Source organism: Flavobacteriales bacterium (assembly GCA_021739695.1).
Lineage (GTDB): Bacteria > Bacteroidota > Bacteroidia > UBA10329 > UBA10329 > UBA10329.
This window is the reverse complement of the sequence record JAIPBM010000018.1, coordinates 25168-43951: the sequence shown is the minus strand read 5'-3', so window position 1 is coordinate 43951 and position 18784 is coordinate 25168. Positions and strand designations below refer to the sequence as shown.

Sequence of the window (18784 nt, the reverse complement as noted above, 5' to 3'; positions counted from 1 at the left end):
CACCCTCAAAACCGATTTTCAGCAGTTGGTTTAAAAGCCTCAGATGCGTAACACCTACGCTCATCGAAAAGTTGATCATAACACTTCCCTAGCCTTTACATTTGCGTTATGGCCGAAATAGGAACCGACATACACAAAGCAGCTCAGCTTCTACGAAGCGGAAAGCTCGTTGCCATTCCTACCGAAACCGTTTATGGCCTGGCTGGAAATGCGTTTAACGAACAAGCTGTTCTTAGCATTTTCGACACCAAAGACAGACCACATTTCGATCCGCTTATTGTGCACAGTTCAGGAATGAGATGGGTAAAAGAGCACGTGTCCGAAATTCCACCACTAGCCGAAAGGCTCATGAACGAATTTTGGCCCGGTCCGCTCACATTGGTCTTGCCCAAAAAGCCGATCATTCCAGATCTTGTGACCTCAGGTTTAGATAACGTGGCAGTTCGCGTGCCCATGCATCCAATGACCAAACAATTGTTGGAAATGCTCAATTTCCCATTGGCGGCACCAAGTGCCAATCCTTTTGGATATGTGAGTCCGACCACAGCACAACACGTGAACGATCAATTGGGCGACAAGATCGAGTACATCTTGGATGGCGGTCCAACCACTGTTGGTCTGGAGAGCACCATCATTGGTTTTGAAGAGGGAAAACCAATAGTTTATCGCTTGGGCGGATTGAGTATTGATGTCATTGAAGAATCAATCGGTCCAGTAGAAGTGGCGCTCAATCAATCGTCCGACCCGAAAGCACCAGGCATGCTCAAAAGCCATTATGCACCCGGAAAGCCGCTTTACTTCGGAAATCCTGATCAAATGTTCACTCAATTTGAAGGGAAACGCATTGGCTTCTTAGGATTCAAAACCCGATTGGAGTTTCTACCACCAGATCGGCAGCTGCTGCTTTCGCCTAATAGCGACCTGCACGAAGCGGCCGTTAATCTTTTTGCCTTCATGCGGCAGTTCGATAAGTTTCCTGTAGACCTGATTCTAGCAGAACCGCTTCCGGAGATCGGATTGGGAAGAGCAATCAACGACCGATTGAGAAGGGCGGCAGTGAACGTCTAGGACACCCGCGCCCAATTCGGCTTGTCTTTCATCTCCTGAACCAGATAATGTTTGGTCAACGCATTTTCGCGCTTTTCCAGTTTTGGGTCGTCTGTCAGCAGATCAATGGCCGCTGTTCTGGCCGCTTGTAGTATTTGTCCGTCTTTGCTCAAATTCGAAATTCTGAACACAGGCTGTCCGCTTTGCTGTGTGCCCTGAATATCGCCCGGGCCACGAAGTTTCATGTCAACTTCCGCAATCTCAAAACCATCGTTTGTTCTAACCATGGTTTCCATTCGTGTTCGTGCTTCCTGTCCTAATGCATAACCTGTCATCAGGATGCAATAACTCTGTTCGGCACCTCGGCCAACTCTACCACGAAGCTGATGCAACTGCGATAACCCAAAGCGCTCGGCACTCTCAATCACCATTACGGATGCATTCGGAACATCCACACCAACCTCAATCACCGTGGTGGAAACCATGATATGCGTTTTACCTTCTTTAAAACGTTGCATTTCAAATTCCTTCTGGTCGGCTTTCATTTTTCCGTGCAGAATACTGACCTGATATTGTGGTTGTGGAAAATCGCGGACAATGCTTTCGTAGCCGTCCTCCAAGTGTTTAAAATCCAGTTTTTCGCTTTCGCTGATCAGCGGATAAACCACGTAGATCTGTCTTCCGAGGGCAATTTCCTGACGCATGAAATCGAAGATCTTCTGCCGCGAAGAATCAAACCGGTGTAAGGTTTTAATGGGTTTTCGGCCAGGCGGGAGTTGATCGATGACGGAAGTGTCCAGATCACCATAAACGGTCATGGCCAAGGTGCGCGGAATAGGCGTAGCCGTCATGATAAGCATGTGCGGGACTTCGCCATTACTTCCTTTCAGCCACAATTTTGCCCGTTGCTGAACACCGAAACGGTGCTGCTCATCTACAATTACAAGACCTAGCTTTTGGAATTGAACCACATCTTCAATCAAGGCATGTGTTCCTATCAGCACATGGATTTCTCCCGTTTTGAGCTGTTCGTGAAGAATTCTTCGTTCTGCTGTTTTGGTAGAACCAGTAAGCAAGGCAATCCGCAGATTCAGCTTTTTCAGGAAAGCCGAAATGGTAGCGAAATGCTGTTCGGCCAATATTTCAGTTGGCGCCATCAGCGCAGCCTGATATCCGTTGTCAACCGCCAATAGCATCGACATTAAGGCCACAATGGTTTTTCCACTTCCAACATCTCCTTGTAGCAATCGACTCATCTGTTTGCCAGAACCAAGGTCGTGGCGAATTTCTCTGATCACGCGTTTCTGTGCATCAGTTAGATCAAACGGCAGACATTCGGCATAGAACCGATTGACCATTTCGCCTACTTCGCTGAAAACCGCTCCTTGGAATTTATTCTGATTGATGAGTTTCAGCTTCAGTAATCGAAGTTGAATGAAGAACAGTTCATCAAATTTTAATCGAAAAAGTGCCTTGCGTAGCGTGTCATTATCCTTCGGGAAATGGACATTTATAAATGCTTCTTCGCGCGGAATGAGATGCTGTTGCTGGCGGAATTCTGCTCCATACATTTCGGCAATGTGACCTTGGCCTTTCAGTAGCGGCACCAATGTGTTGAGCAACCTCGACAATCCTTTGCTATCGAGATTTTTGGCTTTCGCCTTTTCTGTAGATGGGTAAACAGGTTGTAACGCGGTGGCCACTTTTTTCTGCTGTGATTCCACCGTTTCCAACTCCGGATGAACCACATTGTACTTACCCTTGAAATTGCTAGGTTTTCCGAAAACCACGTAATCAACTCCTTGTTTAAGGTTTGGCTGCACCCATTTTATGCCTTTGAACCAAACCAGCTCAATCGCGCCCGTACCATCGGTGAATTCAGCCACCAATCGCATGGCACGACCCTGCCCGACAAGCCTAACGGAAGTGATTCTTCCACGGAGCTGAATGTCCGTTTCATCGCTTTCTATGGTATTTATCTGATGAAACTGGGTTTTATCGACATAACGGAATGGGAAATGCTGAAGCAGATCGCCATAGGTTTTGATGTGAAATTCTTCCCGTAGCAATTTTGCGCGCTCTGAACCAACGCCAGCTAGAAATTCGATGGATGTTTCGAGAAATGGTTTCACGGCTTAAAAGTAAGGGCATACGCTAAGTGACCTGAAAGCAAACACCTAAAAAATACTGCGGCCCCACTTTCGCAGAGCCGCAGCCAAACCAAATGAAAATACACCGCCAGAACCGTGGTCCCGAAAGCGTGTGTCGAAAGTAGCGCCTTTGGCTACAGCCAAATGCCAATTTGATCTAAATTCTCTTAACTACCATTGAAGGTTGAAAGAGCCGTCAGAGATAGTTGCAGTAGAGTTTGTTTCTCGTCCGTATGCTGTGAGATTGAACGTTCCGGAAATTCGATGTTCAATTGTGTCCAGCTGTTCGATACGAAGAATACCTGCATCAGTTGAAATAGAACGAAACTCCGATGCATTGTTGAACCACTGAAATGTATTGGACGAGTTGAGCGGAGTAATTTCTCCTGAATTACCCTGAAAATCCAAAATGATCTGTTGGTCGCTTTTACCTGAAGATGTATTGAGGGCTGAGACCTTGATATAGATGTTTTGATTTCCAGTAACCGAAACCGCAATTTGCTCTTGATCAAGCCAATAGGCCGTTCCGTTGATCTTACAATGAAAAGCTGCGTTCTCGAAATGACTCTTTTTGCAAGAACTTAGACACGTAATCAATCCGATTGCTGCTAGGAACAACCGAAAGCCAAACTTCCTCATGCAGTGGTCATTTGTTCTTAAATCGAACACATGCAGATTCTTTTTCAGAACCAGATCGATGATCCAATCACCAACTTTGATCGAAGAATCCTTCAGTAAGTGTCAAAGAGGAGCTGTCGTCAGCATAGATAGTAACTTCAAAATTGCAGGTAATACGCTTGTTGATAAGGTCTAAGCTGGTAACTGTAACCGTTCCAGGGTGTGCTGCTGTGCTTCTGAATGCTTTGTCCCACTCATTATTGCCATAGTATACTGCATCATACCCGAGTTCAACTGTGCCGATATTGGCTGTATCCACAGAGAATTTTATTTCTAATTCTCCATATGGATCGCCACTGAGTTTGCTTGTGGCCAATCGCGTACCGCGAATTCGAACCCTGTCATCGCCACTTTGCTCGGTGTAACTGAAATCGATCAGACCATCTTCAGGTACGAAATCTTCACCGTTCATTTTGCAGCGGTACTTCGCGTCTTCAAAGTCTTTTGTACAGCTGGTTAATGAAAAAGCAGCTAGGGCGATTAGAATCAGAGAATAATGCTTCATGTCGATTGAGTTTAGCACACAAATCAATGCACTAAAACATCAACAATCATCCGTAGATCAACGTATTTAAATCGAATATGAACCCAGCAGCAACACCGGATTTTCCATCAATTTTTTGAAGGCTTGCAGGAATTTGGCACCAGAAGCACCATCAACTACTCGATGATCGCACGAAAGTGTCACTTTCATCACATTCCCTGGAACGATTTGGCCGTTTTTGACCACAGGAACTTCTTCGATGCCGCCAACTGCCATGATGCAACTATCTGGTGGATTGATGATGGCTGTGAACTCGTCAATTCCGAACATACCAAGATTGGAAACGGTGAAGGTATTTCCTTGCCAATCGGCAGGCTGAAGTTTCTTATCGTTGGCGCGAAGCACAAAATCCTTCACTTCACTGGAGATTTCGCTAAGTCGTTTTGTATCAGCAAATCGCACCACTGGAACAAGTAATCCATCTGGAATTGCAACCGCAACCCCAATATGAACGTGTTGATTATAACGGATGTAATCACCCATCCAAGCAGCATTCACCTGAGGATGTTGTTTCAGTGCCACTGCACATGCCTTGATGACGAGGTCGTTAAATGAAATTTTGACTTTGGAAACGCTATTAATGGAATCGCGGGCATCCATCATCGAGTCCATATCAATTTTCATTGTCAAGTAGAAATGCGGAGCAGTGAACTTACTCTCAGCCAATCTTCGCGCAATGGTTTTTCGCATCTGCGAAACTTCTTCATCATGAAAGCTTTCGACAGCATTGACAGCAGAAGGACCGTGAAGTTGAAAGGCTTCAATATCTCTCCTGACAACTCTTCCGCCATCTCCAGAACCTGGTACTAAATTGATGTCAATTCCCTTGTCTGTAGCTAGCCTTTTGGCCAATGGCGATGCAATTACACGTCCGTTCGAAGAGAATTGAGTAACTGTGGAAGGTTTTTGAGCAGCGATTGGTGCTGCTTTTTGCTGAGGTTTCTCCTCTGTCAGCTGTTTCGGCTCTTCGCTTTTCTTTTCCTCTTTTTTATCCTCAGCTGCGGGTTTTGGTTTCGATTCTGTATTGAGTAACTCCGAAATATCTTCTCCCTTCTCGCCCAAAATGGCTAAGATGGAATCGACCACAGCCGCTTTTCCTTTTTGAACCCCTATGTACAGAAGCACACCATCAAAGAACGATTCGAACTCCATTGTGGCTTTGTCCGATTCAATCTCGGCCAATAACTCGCCCGAAGAAACCTGATCGCCTACTTTCTTATGCCATTCAGCCACCACGCCTTCAGTCATGGTGTCGCTCAATTTGGGCATTCTTATCACTTCTGCCATTTTTTAGTCGTTAGGTTTAAGGAATAAGGCGTAAGCCATAAAACGCAACGTTGAATTCAATTTTGTCATGATTATTGACATTAATGCTTATTGATCGATTTTATCAATCCTCGAAGGATTTTCGATATTTCTTGAGATTGTTTTAGTAGCTGTGTTTGTTTTTCTTCAGATATGTATCCAAGTTTTTCTGCTAAGTAGGTCATCGACCGAACTTCACTGCATGAAGCGATTGAAAAGTACAGAAAGCGCGAGAAGTCTGCATCTGAACTTCTATCAAAGCCTTCAGCAACATTATTGGATATTGAAACTGCCGCACGACAAATCTGGTCTCTAAAACTGAAATCCTTAATGTCTCGAAAGGTTTCATAGACATCAACAGCTAAATCCTGTGCTTTTTGCCAAGCAATAATGTCCTCGAACTTCTGGATGGCCATTTCTTACTACTTATCACTTATGCCTTACGACTTAATTACTCTCTAATGAACGGATAATCTGCCTGCGTATAAACATCCTCGTACAACTCTGATGCTTCCGGAAATGCAGATTCTTCACTGAATTTTACGCATTCTTCCACTTCGTCTTTCACACGTTCATTGATTGCTTCCAACTCTTCGTCTGATGCAAATTTGTTTTTGATAATCACATCCAGAACTTGCTGAATCGGATCTTGTTTCTTGTAATTCTCAACCTCTTCTTTGGTTCTATACTTGGCCGGATCAGACATCGAATGACCTTTATACCGATAGGTTTTCATCTCTAGCAATGTAGGTCCATCGCCCTTACGAGCACGGTCGGCAGCTTTTTTTACCGCTTCGTAAACCGCTTCAACGCTCATTCCATCCACGGCTTCGCTGGGCATTTCGTAGGCATGGCCCAATTTGTAAAGGTCGCTTACGTTCGAAGTCCGTTCTACGGAGGTTCCCATTGCGTAATTGTTGTTTTCAATAATGAAAATGACCGGAAGTTTCCAGGTCATTGCCATGTTCAAGGCTTCGTGGAACGCACCTTGACGCACGGCACCATCGCCCATGTAAGTAAGTGTTACGTGCTTTTCACCACGGTATTTATCAGCAAAAGCAATTCCAGCTCCCAATGGAATCTGACCACCAACAATACCATGACCGCCAAAGAAATGCTTCTCTTTTGAGAACATGTGCATCGATCCACCTTTGCCTTTTACGATGCCGGTTTTCTTGCCGAAAAGTTCGGCCATGATGTTCTTGGCCGGCACGCCCAGAGCAATTGGATGTACGTGATCGCGATACGCAGTGATAAACTTATCGCCTTCTTCGGTCGCTTCCACACTTCCGGCTAACACCGCTTCTTGACCAATATACAAGTGACAGAATCCACGGATTTTCTGCTGAATGTATAGCTGACCTGCTTTCTCCTCGAACTTGCGCCAAAGCAGCATTTCTTCGTACCAGTTCAGATAAGTTTCTTTTCCAAATTTCTTTTTGGCCATGACCTTGGTTTTGTGCAAAAATAGAAGTCGGAGTTAAAGGTAAGCGGGCTTTGCCTACATTCCAATCTGAAACAGCAAGATGTAATGCTTGTTCAGGAATTCTTGAGATAATCAGCCTCGAACCCGAACGGAAGAAGTGCAGCTGAATCTTCAAAAATCCACACCGTGTCGCCTTGTCCGCCAAGAATAAGTCGGATTGGCTGGTTCTGTTTATGTTGATATTCCATAATAACCTGACGACAATTTCCGCAAGGAGAAAGCGGTACTGTAATGACACTTTTCGCAGTGTTTACTGTGATGGCCATGGCAGCGACAGGAATATTGGGGTGATTGGTAGATGCAGAGAAAAGTGCAACGCGTTCAGCACATAGGCCAGATGGGTAAGCAACATTCTCCTGATTGGTGCCAAGAACAATTGTTCCGTTATCTAACCTAAGGGCAGCTCCCACAAAAAACTGAGAATAAGGCGCGTAAGCATTCTTGGAAACATCTTCCGCCTTTTCCAGCAATTGCAAGTCTGGAATGGCAAGTTCTGACCGCGAAACAGAAAGTCCTTTTATCGTAAGTGAAAACTCGCCCATTACAAATTGGAGATTAGTTTTTCTGAATGAGAACTGTTGCGAAAGCAGCAACTCCTTCTTGTCGTCCTACGAAGCCGATTTTTTCTGACGTGGTCGCTTTTATTGAAACGGCATCTTCGTCAACCTTCAAAATCTTCGCAAGAATCGCTTTCATATCGTCAATATGTGGATTGACTTTTGGTTTTTCAAGAGCCACTGTACTGTCCACATTTCCAATGGAATAACCTTTTTCTTCCAGCAATTTCACCACATCTTTAAGAAGGATCTTGCTGTCTATTCCTTTGAAATCGGCAGAAGTATCTGGAAAATGAAAGCCGATGTCTCTAAGGTTTGCCGCACCGAGCAGCGCATCACAGATCACATGAATGAGAACATCTGCATCGGAATGACCAACAGCCCCAAGTTCAGAAGGAATCAGTTTGCCTCCCAGCCAAAGTTCTTCGCCTTGAGCTAATTGGTGCACATCATATCCGAATCCGACTCGGATCTGCATCAATCTTCTGGTTTACTTTCTTTACTCTCTTTATTCTGCTTTTTGAAAGCCTCGAAATCGAAAGTGAGCGTAAATCGAAGTGTATTTTGAAGTGGATTCTGCTGCTTCGTTGGAATCAGATAAGCAAAATCCAGCCCGAATACATTGTAACGGATTCCTGCTCCAACAGTGAAAAATTGGCGATTACCTTTTGTCCAATTTTCATGGAAATAACCAGCTCTAACAGCAAAAAGCTTATTGTACCAATACTCAATTCCTACTGAGTAATTAACCTCTCGTAGTTCTTCTGCGCTACCTCCTGGTGCATCGCCAAACGATGTGAACATTCCGTTTGGAACACTTCTGTTCGGGTCTTTTCCCGCAATGATTGTTCCGTAGTTAGGATTGGCATTTGCAGGATTTCCAATGGCGCCTAACGTGTCTCCAGGGGGCAAGGAATTGTCTATGTATGGATCGGTATCGTATTTCGGAGGAGTCGGTACCATCAATTTGTTGACATCGAAGTAGGCAGCAATACTGTTCCTGTCATCGATGAAATATTTGAAACCAACACCTAACCTCATATTGATCGGAAGGAAATCTTCTTGATTAGTCTGAGTATAAGACATCTTTGAACCGATGTTCGAGATGTTCAAACCAGCGGAAATCAAGGTTTTCTTTTTGCCGATTTCCACTCGGTCTGTCTGGTAATAGAAAGAAACATCGGCCGCAGCAGCTTGGCCGGGTTTTGTGTTCGCTCCACCAACGTTAAGTCCTCCCGTAAGATTTGAGTATACATAACGCAGAGCGATACCACCAGAGAATTCTTTCGAAAGTTTTCGTGCATAACTAAGGTCAATTGCAAATTCATTCGGATTGAAGGTTCCTATCGTTTGGCCTTGATTATCTGTAAATGTGATGCTTCCAAGCGAGAAGTAGCGCAATGAGCCTGAAAGCGTCTGCATTCCTTTTTTTCCGATTTTACCATAACCTGAGATGTAAGCCAGGTTGATATCTGGAACCAATGCTCGCAACCATGGAGTGTAAGACACGGCAAATCCCATCTTACTCTGAATGTAGGCCATCTTGGCCGGGTTCCAGTGAATGGAAGCTCCATCAGGATCGGTAGCGACACCCACATCTCCCATGCCACCAGCGCGTGCATCTGGCGTAATCATAAGAAAGGGAACAGCTGTGGTTATGGTATTAAGCTGTAATGAACCATCACCACCATCTTTTGTCTGAATGTTCTGAGCATTCAAGGCCAGAGACAATAACACTAGTACTAAGATGGCTGAAAAATGCCTGAAATTGAACATCATTTCTTTTTTGAGGGCTGCAAATATAGCCATGTTGCGGTTTTTACTATCAATTGAGAATGACCAGTCGTTCTATCTGTTCGGCAGTCTGTCCGTCAGGTGTTTTCACCTTTAAGTTATAGAGGTAAACTCCTCGTCCAATTTTCTGTCCGTAATCATCCAATCCGTCCCATTCTATTGGGTCGTTTCTAAATCCAGCGGTCAGAACAGTTTCATTTATCGTTTTCACCAACTTGCCTGATACTGTGAATACCTGAACCTGCACATCTAAACTGTTGCAAGGTTGATTATGTTCAAACATGAAGGATGTTCTTGTTGTAAACGGATTTGGATAGTTGAGCACATGCTGCAGCGCTAATTGAGCAGATTCTGCCACAACAAATTCCGTGTACGCTTCAGAACTGTTGTTGTAAACATCCCATATTTTGAGTTTGAGATTGTGTGTTCCTTCACTCAGTTTGCTGAACGGATACACCACTTTCCCGCTTTGATAACTGTTCAGGTCCGCTTGATAGAAATCGTTGAGATTGATAGTGTTATTCGTGTTGTCGTCTAGCACGGCAGTGATGTCATGCCCAATTCCATTACCCACTGTATTTACCCCATTGCTGTCAGCCACAATGGCAAACATCGATGGGTTTTCGTCTGTTGTCCCTCCATAGGCGAAATTCTCGTCATTCATATACAATCGAACAGAAGGACCTGTTTCGTCAGCTGCTGCTTGATTGTTCGAGCCTCCAATAATGAACTCTTCAAAGTAGCCGTTGGCATTCGTGCCATCTCCTTCCGCGTAATAGCTTATCCTGCCTTTGCCGTAATTGTAAGCAATGTCTTTAGGTACAACAAAAGAGAACGAGAAATTGCCATCGATCACGCTGGCCTTACCCTTATATATAAGGTTCTTCTGAACACTGAATTGCGTTACGGAAGATCCTGGGTCGTTGGCCAATGTGCTTACCACGGTATTCTTATCAAATACAGTTGGATATACTGTTCCAGTAAAATCTGGCATTAATTGACCGTTCCTGTTCTTCATTCTACCGGTTACCGTAACGAGTTCTAAGGCATTTATTGTGTCGGTGAGAGAATTTACATTTTCAGAATTGATGGTGAGTGTTTCCACATCATGAAGCGGGAAAGCCAAACGTTGTGCTGGATCTCCTATCAGACTGAAATTCCGATTATTCACAGAACCGCCACTTGCCACTTTGGTCATCCGAATAACGTCTCCCATTGTTGGCGGCCCCCAAGGTTGCTCAACCAGCAAGTTGAGGTAGAAGTTTTTGTTCAAGGTGAAGTTAGGAGCAGAATAAACCAATCTTGAAGTTGTAAAGAGCGCAATCCCGCCTCCGTTCGGATTCAGGTGAACCAGCTCTCCAGCAGAAATCCGACTCGGGTCGTCATACCGTGTAAATTCGCAAGTTGCAGTAACGAAAACGGCAAGGTCAGATAGGTTGGTCCAGCTATCTATATCTGTCACGCCAAGAACACGCTCATGCGCCCAACCCAATTCTCCACCGTGCCCTGTGTAATTTATTATGAGTGAGCCACGCTGTACCGTATTGTTGATGTCAATTGTCACTTCTGGATAACGTTGTCCGCCAGGTGTAGACTCTTGAATGTAGGAGTCCAAATAAATCTTGCTGATGTTGTACTCTGGATACATCGTGTCAACCATCGTGGCTAACTGATCTGCCTGATTGAGGTGCATGTTATTGTCTTCGTCATCTGCAACAAAACAGATCCTGTTTCGCCAATCTGGTGACGTGGTTGTTGAAACACCTGTGCTACACGCTTCTGTAGTGACAAGACTTGCGATGTTCAATTCCTCGTATCGATAGATCTTATCTACGAATACACGGGCGTCATCCAATGTTCTTGCTACGAATCTTCCTATTCCAATATCCAAAGCAGCGTTCGAAGATGTGGTCCAATTTCCTTCCTGAGGATCTAAAAGTCCGTAGAAGTCGTCAGAGGCATAACTTGTTGTTGGTGTTAAAGATTCAACCGACTCGTAAGTTGGAACGTAATTGGTGTTGTCTGGCAAGCGGTCTTTGTAGTCGTAAGAAGCATCTCCAAAAAGCAGGAGATAGCGCGGCATATCTTGCCAACCTGTGCTTCGCTGATAGAACATGCGCACAAAGTCACGAATAGCAGATACATCCTGTGCACCCGAAGAGAACTCATTATATATCTGCTGTGGCGTTACGATATGAACCGAAAGAGCATTTGTCTGATTTTGTTCATGGAAATTGGCCAAACGTTCGGCTTCGCTCATGAAGTTTGGATGAGCAACGATAACCATGTTTTTTTGTGAAAGCCCATGGAGATTTTGGTTGTCCACTTGTCCGATAAGTTCTGGAGTATAGTAGCTGCTACCATTAAAGGCCATGAATTGGCGCAACGAATCAGTCTCTATTTTAAATCGACCCGTTGAACCAGATAGTGTGAGATTGCGCTGGATCACATTCGTAGGGTCAGTAGTTTCCCAAATTCGTAAAGACCCATTCGCATTTGCAATCTGGAATTCTCCAACATTTCCAAGTCCGACAGATTCTAGGTCTCGGAATGCCATTTGTCCTCCCGACATTGAAAGATTCCGTTTTAAAATGACCTCAATATAATCGAGCCAACCCACAGCACTGGGAATTCCACTCTTATTATAAGTTACTGTCACATTGGTATTGCCAGACGAAAGTTGAACTTCCGTGCAAGAACTCTTGGCAACCGCCTGTGGTGCGTAAGCTCCAGAAGTTCCGTTGATTGTTAGGGAGCTGACCACTGATGTTCCATTCACCTTGACAGAATAGGAAGTCGCGGACGAATATTTGCCTAAGAAATTGACAGCAACGTATGCTGGCTCAGATGATCTGACGTTTGAAAAACCAAAGTCGAAACCATAGGAAGTTTGAATATCGAATTCTTCTCCAAACCACTGTCGTCCTGACTTCACCAAGTTTACCTGGTCCGATTCATGAAATTGATAGTCAACAAATGATGTAACTGTATGCGTAGATGACGATGCAGGATCGTTCTCGGTCGCAACCCTTCTTCCCATTCCGCGATCAATCGTGAGGAAATAGTAGGCTTTATCACTATATAGGTTCAATTGATGGCGAAATAAGCCACAACTCGAACTGTCTTGGATCCAGCTATTAGGCCCTTTTGCGTAGAATATGATGTAATCGCCTTGGTCAAAACTTCCATCCGCTTCTCCGACTACTTCAATCGCATTCTGCTCAAGGTCGTCATGTCTAAAAGCATTATTTGCTTCTGGCAGCATTCCGCCACCATTACCATATATATTGATTCGTCTAGGGTCTATCGATGCCACGTCTAATCCTAAATTCTGGAGGTCGCTGTACGTTAGTCGAAACATTCCGTCTTGCGTAACGGCAACTTTATACCAATTGCCAGATGCAAGTACAGAACTGGTAGCAAATCCGGTAGCAGCAGCGGCTTTGGTTTCAGAGATTGGAATTGATTGTGTTTGCAATCTGAAGCCAACTACTTTTTCCAGTTGACCTGATGTTGGGTTTTTTCTGATCGGAACGAACGAAACTCGTGTGTAATTCTGTTTCCGTTCCGTGTAATTATCAACTTCGATGCGTACTGAAGATTCAATAGCAATTCCTTGAATTGCTTCTCTTTCACTTAAGGTAAGAGGCTCAAATTGTATGTCTGCAAAACTTGCCTGAAGTGAATTTCCTGATGATGTGCGAATATTTCTGATGTAAGACGGAAGCGAACTTTCGTTCAAATAGACTGCACCTTCAAAAAAGAGATGGGTCTTTTCGGAACCATCAAAGGTCACTTCCTTGATTGGAGCTTTCCAATTGACGGGGTCAAGACCATTTAGGCGCTGGACCTTGGTTATTAGGGATGAATTTTGCTGCGCATTTACGTCACTGACAACGAGAATGACAAAAAAAATGCTGAGGGAAAATTTTAAGAAGCTATTCATTGGTCGAAAAACGATTTTTCAAAGGCAATTGTAGTACAATTAATTTTACGGTATAATATCTGTCGGTTGTGTTTCGTTTCAACTTAAATTTGACCCGTTCGAATCAGGAAACAGCCGCATAACGACTAGTGTTCCGAAATATTGTACAAAAACAATCATTTTATTCTACTTTGTTGCCAAGATTCCAAACTAAATTAATTCGTATTATTGTCCTTTAAATTTCAAAAAGCCAGAATGCTGAAGCGGTTTTTCGTTGCCTTTGTGTTGGTATTTGTGGGGACTTGGACGGCCAATGAAGCATTTGCTCAGGATCCGCAGTTCACTCAATTCTATGCTAATCCACTCTATTTGAACCCTGCGTTTGCTGGTTCGAAGAGGTGTCCGAGGGTTGTGATGAACTATCGAAATCAGTGGCCAGCCATTTCTGGTACGTTCGTTACCTATGCTGCGTCCTTTGATATGGATGTTAATGCTCTTCATGGAGGCTTGGGCGGATATTTTATGGCAGACAGGGCTGGAGAAGGAACGTTGAATAGTTTCGAGGGAAGCCTTATTTATGCTTACCGAATGAATGTTACCAGAAAATTCTCTTTGAGAATTGGCGCGCAAGCGACTGTTGTACAAAGAAGTATTGACTGGAATAAACTGACCTTTGGAGATATGATTGATCCTAGATATGGGTTCGTTTATCCAACTAATGAAGTTAAACCTAATACTAGTAGAATCTTCGCTGATTTCTCTGCTGGAATCATCGGTTACACTGAAAAGTTTTACGTTGGATTCGCAGCGCATCATATGACTCAACCTGATGAAGGTTTTGCTGGTTTCAGTAAGCTACCAGTGAAATTCACCGGACATGCTGGAGTTAACATTTACTTCGGGAACAGAAGAGAGCAGGATAAGAAATGGAACCTTTCTCCAAATATCCTTTACCAACACCAACAAGATTTTCAGCAGTTGAATTACGGTTTTTACTTGTCAAAAGGATTTATCGTAGGTGGTCTATGGTTCCGTCAGAGTTTCAATAATCCGGATGCATTCATCGTCCTTATTGGCTTTCAGCAAGGAGCATTCAAATTCGGATATAGTTATGACGTTACCATCTCTTCTCTGACCAATAATACTGCTGGTTCTCACGAGTTCTCGTTGGGTCTCCAATTCGGATGTAGAAAGCCTAAGAAAAAGTTCAGAGCCATCGATTGTCCATCGTTCTGATACAATATCGTAACAATTGAGTCGTTTTTCCGTTCAACGCATGTTTAGAAACAACATAGTCATGAAGTCCACAAGCATCAATATCATAAAAATATTCAGTCTGTTCTTGGTTGCCACGTTTGGTTTGGTTTCCTGCCAAAAGGATAGGTCAAATACAACAGGTTGGAATAATAATGACCCTAAAAATGGTGGTTTTGAAGTAACTCCGTGGGAAGGTCAGGAAACAGGCCCAGGATTGGTTTTTGTTGAAGGTGGTACATTTACCATGGGTCGTGTTGAGCAAGACGTTCGTCATGACTGGGATAACATTCCTAGAAGAGCTACCGTGTCATCATTTTACATGGATGAGACCGAAGTAACCAATGTTGATTATCGCGAATATCTGTACTGGATAACACGCGTTTTTTACGCGAGTTACCCAGAGGTTTACAGAAAAGCGCTTCCAGATACCTTGGTGTGGAGAAGTAAATTGGGCTTTAACGAACCGTATGTGGAATTGTACCTGCGCCATCCGGCCTACAATTATTATCCAGTAGTTGGCGTTAACTGGTTGCAAGCAACGGATTACTGTGCTTGGAGAACTGATAGGGTTAACGAAATGATTCTTGTAAGAGAAGGTATACTTAGAACAAATCCAAATCAGGTTGATGAAGATAACTTCAATACTGATGCTTATTTGGCAGGACAGTATGAAGGATTGGTTCGTTCAGATCTGATTGACCTTGACCCGAATAAGGATACGCGTAAAGTGAGAATTGAGGATGGAATTCTGTTGCCACGCTACCGACTCCCAACAGAAGCGGAGTGGGAATTCGCGGCACTGGGATTGATTGGAAACACGGTTTTTGAGCGTGTTACTGAAAGAAGACTGTACCCTTGGAATGGTGCTTACATGAGGAATGCCGATGATCAATTCAAAGGTGAAATGATGGCCAACTTTAAGCGAGGTAAAGGAGATAACATGGGTGCTGCAGGTTATTTGAATGACCGTGCCGATATTCCAACAGATGTTTCTTCGTACTGGCCAAACGATTACGGTCTTTATTGCATGGCTGGTAACGTGAATGAGTGGGTGAAAGACGTTTATCGTCCATTGAGCATGGAGGATGATGATGATTTCCGAGCATTCAGAGGTAACGTTTTCAAAACTCAGCTAAGAGAAGAAGAAGGTGAAATTGCCGAGAAAGACAGCTTGGGTAAAATTATCTGGAGAGATGTAACGGAGGAAGAAAATACTCAGCGTAGGAATTACAAGAAAGCCGACAACATCAACTTCTTGGATGGAGATTATTCTTCATCCATTTTCTACAGCAATGATGAATATAATACTGGAGGAGATAAGGCCAAGAAGAGAATGTACGAATGGGGCGCTACATCTTTGATCAACGATGAAGCTCACGTTTACAAGGGAGGTTCTTGGAAAGACCGTGCTTACTTCCTAGTTCCTGGCACAAGAAGATTCTTGGATGCTGAGCAATCTACAGATGATATTGGTTTCCGATGTGCGATGACCCGCGTGGGAACACAAACGATGGATTAATAAATCTTATAACTGATTTGAAACCCCAAGCCTTTTTGGCTTGGGGTTTTTTATTTTTCGCCAATGGAAATCTCTGAACTCTACATGCTTTTTCAAATGCATCCTGTAATTTGCACGGATAGCCGGAAGATCACAAAAGATTGCATTTACGTTTCACTTAAAGGCGAAACGTTTGACGGAAACTCATTTGCGTTGGAAGCGCTTGAAAAAGGAGCGGCATATTCCATAGCAGACGATGCTTCCTTAGCAGAAACAAAAGGCCTTATTAAAGTTGTAGATGGCTTGAAGACACTACAAGATCTGGCAAGTTATCATAGGCATCAATTTGATATTCCGATAATTGGAATTACTGGTTCCAATGGAAAAACGACCACAAAGGAACTGATGAATGCCGTGCTTAGTCAGAAGTTCAGCGTGCTGGCAACAACAGGCAACTTCAATAATCAGATAGGCGTTCCGCTGACCTTGTTCCAGTTGAATGCAGACCATGAGATTGCCATTATTGAAATGGGAGCTAGCAAGCAGGGAGATATTAAGGAGCTGTGTGATATTGCTGACCCTAATTATGCGCTGATAACAAACATTGGCAAAGCACATTTGGAGACAATGGGTGGACTGGAAGGTGTGCTTAAAACGAAAACAGAGTTGTTTGATCACATTCGAAAGTACGGTGGAAAACTTCTAGTGCATAGTTGCGACAAGCCATTGATGGATAATGCCGAAGGAAGCAAAGCATTCTATTATGGTACTTTGCCAACAGATGATGTTCAAGCAAGAATCGTGCGTGAAGGAAATTTTGTTTCCGTACAGTGGACACGTAAAGCAGATTCAGCAAGGTTGGATGATGCGCCCGTTGTAAAGACAAATCTTACTGGCACATATAATCTGCCAAACATCATGGCAGCTGTTGCAACTGGAATCGTTTTCGGCCTCTCGGACGATGAAATAGCTCGAGGAATTTCTGGATATCAGCCTACAAATAACCGTTCTGAAATCAGAAAAAGGGATTCGAACACGTTCATTCTTGATGCCTATAATGCCAATCCGAGCAGCATGGATGTGGCTATTAGCAATCTGCTTGGCTCTGATGGTACGAACCATTCCGTGATATTGGGAGAGATGCTTGAGTTAGGGCCAACAAGTTCTGAAGAGCATCGATTCATCTGCTCTAGATTGTTGTCGCTAAAGCTGAAAACGGTTTGTTTGGTTGGAGCTGAATTTCTTCAGTTCAAGGATGATTTTCCATTCAATTTCTTTACGAACGTCTCAGAATTGAATGTTTGGTTGAGCACCCATCCATTCGAAAATGAAACGGTACTTATCAAAGGTTCGCGTGGAAACAAATTGGAGAAAGCTGCTGAACTGCTTCTTTCTTAATCCTTCGTAACAGCTCTGGAGATAACGATCTTCTGAACTTCAGAAGTGCCTTCGTAGATCTGAGTGATCTTCGCATCACGCATCAAACGTTCTACGTGATATTCCTTTACATAACCGTATCCGCCATGAATCTGAACGGCTTCAACCGTGGTGTCCATCGCAACTTTCGAGGCAAATAACTTGGCCATTGAACTTGAAACATCATAGTTCATTCCTTGGTCTTTGTGCCAAGCAGATTTGTAGATCAACAAACGAGCAGCCTCAATCTCTGTGGCCATGTCGGCCAATTTGAATTGGATGATCTGATGTTGATTGATTGTTTTTCCGAAAGCTTTACGCTCTTTAGAATAGGCCAACGCCAACTCATACGCGCCACTTGCAATTCCAAGTGCTTGTGCTGCAATACCAATTCTTCCTCCAGAAAGCGTCATCATCGCGAATTTGAACCCAAATCCATCCTCACCTATTCTGTTCTCTTTCGGAACTTTCACATCTTGGAACATCAAGGAATGCGTGTCTGAAGAACGGATTCCGAGTTTATCTTCTTTTGCTCCAACGGTGAAACCTTCCATGCCTTTCTCAACAATCAAGACATTGATGCCGCGGTGGCCTTTCTCAACATCTGTCTGTGCAATTACCAAATACGTTGAAGCGTTTCCACCATTGGTGATCCAGTTTTTGGTTCCGTTCAGCAGGTAATGATCACCCATGTCGATAGCCGTAGTCTGCTGAGAAGTAGCATCTGAACCCGCTTCTGGTTCCGAAAGTGCGAATGCACCTATTACTTCTCCAGTAGCCAATGGCACCAGGTATTTCTGTTTTTGTTCCTCGGTTCCATATTTCTCCAATCCCCAGCACACCAACGAGTTGTTTACCGACATGCAAACAGAAGCCGAATTGTCCACTTTAGAAATCTCTTCCATGGCAAGGACGTACGAAATGGTATCCATTCCACTTCCGCCATACTTCGGGTCAACCATCAAACCGAGAAAACCCAGTTCGCCCATTTTTTTAACCTGTTCGTAAGGGAACTCCATTTTACTGTCGCGTTCTATCACACCGGGTAATAACTCAGTTTGGGCAAAGTCGCGTGCCGCTTTCTGTATCATCAGGTGTTCCTCGTTCAGCTCGATTTTCATCTTAAA

Annotated in this window: 15 protein-coding genes; 4 read left to right on the top strand and 11 right to left on the bottom strand. The window is 43.8% G+C overall.

What is annotated here, in order from left to right; genetic code table 11:
- Positions 1-108: 108 nt before the first annotated feature.
- A complete protein-coding gene (locus K9J17_11960; GenBank protein ID MCF8277439.1) occupies positions 109-1068 on the top strand; it encodes a threonylcarbamoyl-AMP synthase in 960 nt (319 codons plus the stop codon).
- Here K9J17_11960 and recG read toward each other — a convergent pair.
- The 10 genes from recG to porU form a co-directional block, all read right to left on the bottom strand.
- Entirely contained in the window at positions 1065-3179 is a 2115-nt protein-coding gene (gene recG, locus K9J17_11955) for an ATP-dependent DNA helicase RecG (protein MCF8277438.1), read from the bottom strand. The two genes, K9J17_11960 and recG, sit on opposite strands and share 4 nt — an antisense overlap.
- Positions 3180-3368: 189 nt before the next feature.
- A complete protein-coding gene (locus K9J17_11950) occupies positions 3369-3836 on the bottom strand; it encodes a hypothetical protein (protein ID MCF8277437.1) in 468 nt (155 codons plus the stop codon).
- Positions 3837-3903: 67 nt separating this feature from the next.
- Positions 3904-4380 (bottom strand): hypothetical protein, encoded by a 477-nt coding sequence (locus K9J17_11945; protein MCF8277436.1) that lies wholly within the window; start codon positions 4378-4380, stop codon positions 3904-3906.
- Positions 4381-4446: 66 nt separating this feature from the next.
- Complete coding sequence (locus K9J17_11940; GenBank protein MCF8277435.1) at positions 4447-5706, bottom strand: pyruvate dehydrogenase complex dihydrolipoamide acetyltransferase; 1260 nt, start codon at positions 5704-5706, stop codon at positions 4447-4449.
- Positions 5707-5786: 80 nt separating this feature from the next.
- Positions 5787-6140 (bottom strand): four helix bundle protein, encoded by a 354-nt coding sequence (locus K9J17_11935; protein MCF8277434.1) that lies wholly within the window; start codon positions 6138-6140, stop codon positions 5787-5789.
- 35 nt (positions 6141-6175) lie between these two features.
- Positions 6176-7171 carry a pyruvate dehydrogenase (acetyl-transferring) E1 component subunit alpha gene (gene pdhA / locus K9J17_11930; protein ID MCF8277433.1) on the bottom strand — a complete coding sequence of 332 codons (996 nt, stop codon included), beginning with the start codon at positions 7169-7171 and terminating at the stop codon, positions 6176-6178.
- Between the two features lie 92 nt (positions 7172-7263).
- Positions 7264-7752, bottom strand: a complete 489-nt coding sequence (locus K9J17_11925) for a cytidine deaminase (GenBank protein MCF8277432.1) — start codon at positions 7750-7752, stop codon at positions 7264-7266.
- A gap of 13 nt (positions 7753-7765) precedes the next feature.
- Positions 7766-8245, bottom strand: coding sequence for a 2-C-methyl-D-erythritol 2,4-cyclodiphosphate synthase (ispF, locus tag K9J17_11920; protein MCF8277431.1), 480 nt, complete (start codon positions 8243-8245; stop codon positions 7766-7768).
- Positions 8245-9576 carry a type IX secretion system outer membrane channel protein PorV gene (porV, locus tag K9J17_11915; protein MCF8277430.1) on the bottom strand — a complete coding sequence of 444 codons (1332 nt, stop codon included), beginning with the start codon at positions 9574-9576 and terminating at the stop codon, positions 8245-8247. The genes ispF and porV overlap by 1 nt, the downstream gene beginning before the upstream one ends.
- 16 nt (positions 9577-9592) lie before the next feature.
- Complete coding sequence (gene porU / locus K9J17_11910) at positions 9593-13507, bottom strand: type IX secretion system sortase PorU (protein MCF8277429.1); 3915 nt, start codon at positions 13505-13507, stop codon at positions 9593-9595.
- Positions 13508-13741: 234 nt separating this feature from the next.
- Between porU and K9J17_11905 the strand changes: the two genes are divergently transcribed.
- The 3 genes from K9J17_11905 to murF all read left to right on the top strand — a co-directional run bounded on the left by K9J17_11905 (position 13742) and on the right by murF (position 17639).
- Positions 13742-14722: a type IX secretion system membrane protein PorP/SprF gene (locus K9J17_11905; protein MCF8277428.1), complete on the top strand. Its 981-nt coding sequence runs from the start codon at positions 13742-13744 to the stop codon at positions 14720-14722.
- Positions 14723-14783: 61 nt separating this feature from the next.
- Positions 14784-16262 carry an SUMF1/EgtB/PvdO family nonheme iron enzyme gene (locus tag K9J17_11900; protein MCF8277427.1) on the top strand — a complete coding sequence of 493 codons (1479 nt, stop codon included), beginning with the start codon at positions 14784-14786 and terminating at the stop codon, positions 16260-16262.
- 63 nt (positions 16263-16325) lie between these two features.
- Positions 16326-17639: a UDP-N-acetylmuramoyl-tripeptide--D-alanyl-D-alanine ligase gene (murF, locus tag K9J17_11895; protein MCF8277426.1), complete on the top strand. Its 1314-nt coding sequence runs from the start codon at positions 16326-16328 to the stop codon at positions 17637-17639.
- Here murF and K9J17_11890 read toward each other — a convergent pair.
- Positions 17636-18778, bottom strand: a complete 1143-nt coding sequence (locus tag K9J17_11890; GenBank protein MCF8277425.1) for an acyl-CoA dehydrogenase — start codon at positions 18776-18778, stop codon at positions 17636-17638. The genes murF and K9J17_11890 overlap by 4 nt on opposite strands.
- Positions 18779-18784: the final 6 nt, after the last annotated feature.

Bases quoted from the DNA above. Each gene is read 5' to 3' on its own strand.
- K9J17_11960 (MCF8277439.1), top strand. From the start codon at position 109: ATGGCCGAAATAGGAACCGACATACACAAAGCAGCTCAGCTTCTACGA.
- K9J17_11950 (MCF8277437.1), bottom strand. From the start codon at position 3,836: ATGAGGAAGTTTGGCTTTCGGTTGTTCCTAGCAGCAATCGGATTGATT.
- K9J17_11945 (MCF8277436.1), bottom strand. From the start codon at position 4,380: ATGAAGCATTATTCTCTGATTCTAATCGCCCTAGCTGCTTTTTCATTA.
- K9J17_11940 (MCF8277435.1), bottom strand. From the start codon at position 5,706: ATGGCAGAAGTGATAAGAATGCCCAAATTGAGCGACACCATGACTGAA.
- K9J17_11935 (MCF8277434.1), bottom strand. From the start codon at position 6,140: ATGGCCATCCAGAAGTTCGAGGACATTATTGCTTGGCAAAAAGCACAG.
- pdhA (MCF8277433.1), bottom strand. From the start codon at position 7,171: ATGGCCAAAAAGAAATTTGGAAAAGAAACTTATCTGAACTGGTACGAA.
- K9J17_11925 (MCF8277432.1), bottom strand. From the start codon at position 7,752: ATGGGCGAGTTTTCACTTACGATAAAAGGACTTTCTGTTTCGCGGTCA.
- ispF (MCF8277431.1), bottom strand. From the start codon at position 8,245: ATGCAGATCCGAGTCGGATTCGGATATGATGTGCACCAATTAGCTCAA.
- porV (MCF8277430.1), bottom strand. From the start codon at position 9,576: ATGGCTATATTTGCAGCCCTCAAAAAAGAAATGATGTTCAATTTCAGG.
- porU (MCF8277429.1), bottom strand. From the start codon at position 13,507: ATGAATAGCTTCTTAAAATTTTCCCTCAGCATTTTTTTTGTCATTCTC.
- K9J17_11905 (MCF8277428.1), top strand. From the start codon at position 13,742: ATGCTGAAGCGGTTTTTCGTTGCCTTTGTGTTGGTATTTGTGGGGACT.
- K9J17_11900 (MCF8277427.1), top strand. From the start codon at position 14,784: ATGAAGTCCACAAGCATCAATATCATAAAAATATTCAGTCTGTTCTTG.
- murF (MCF8277426.1), top strand. From the start codon at position 16,326: ATGGAAATCTCTGAACTCTACATGCTTTTTCAAATGCATCCTGTAATT.
- K9J17_11890 (MCF8277425.1), bottom strand. From the start codon at position 18,778: ATGAAAATCGAGCTGAACGAGGAACACCTGATGATACAGAAAGCGGCA.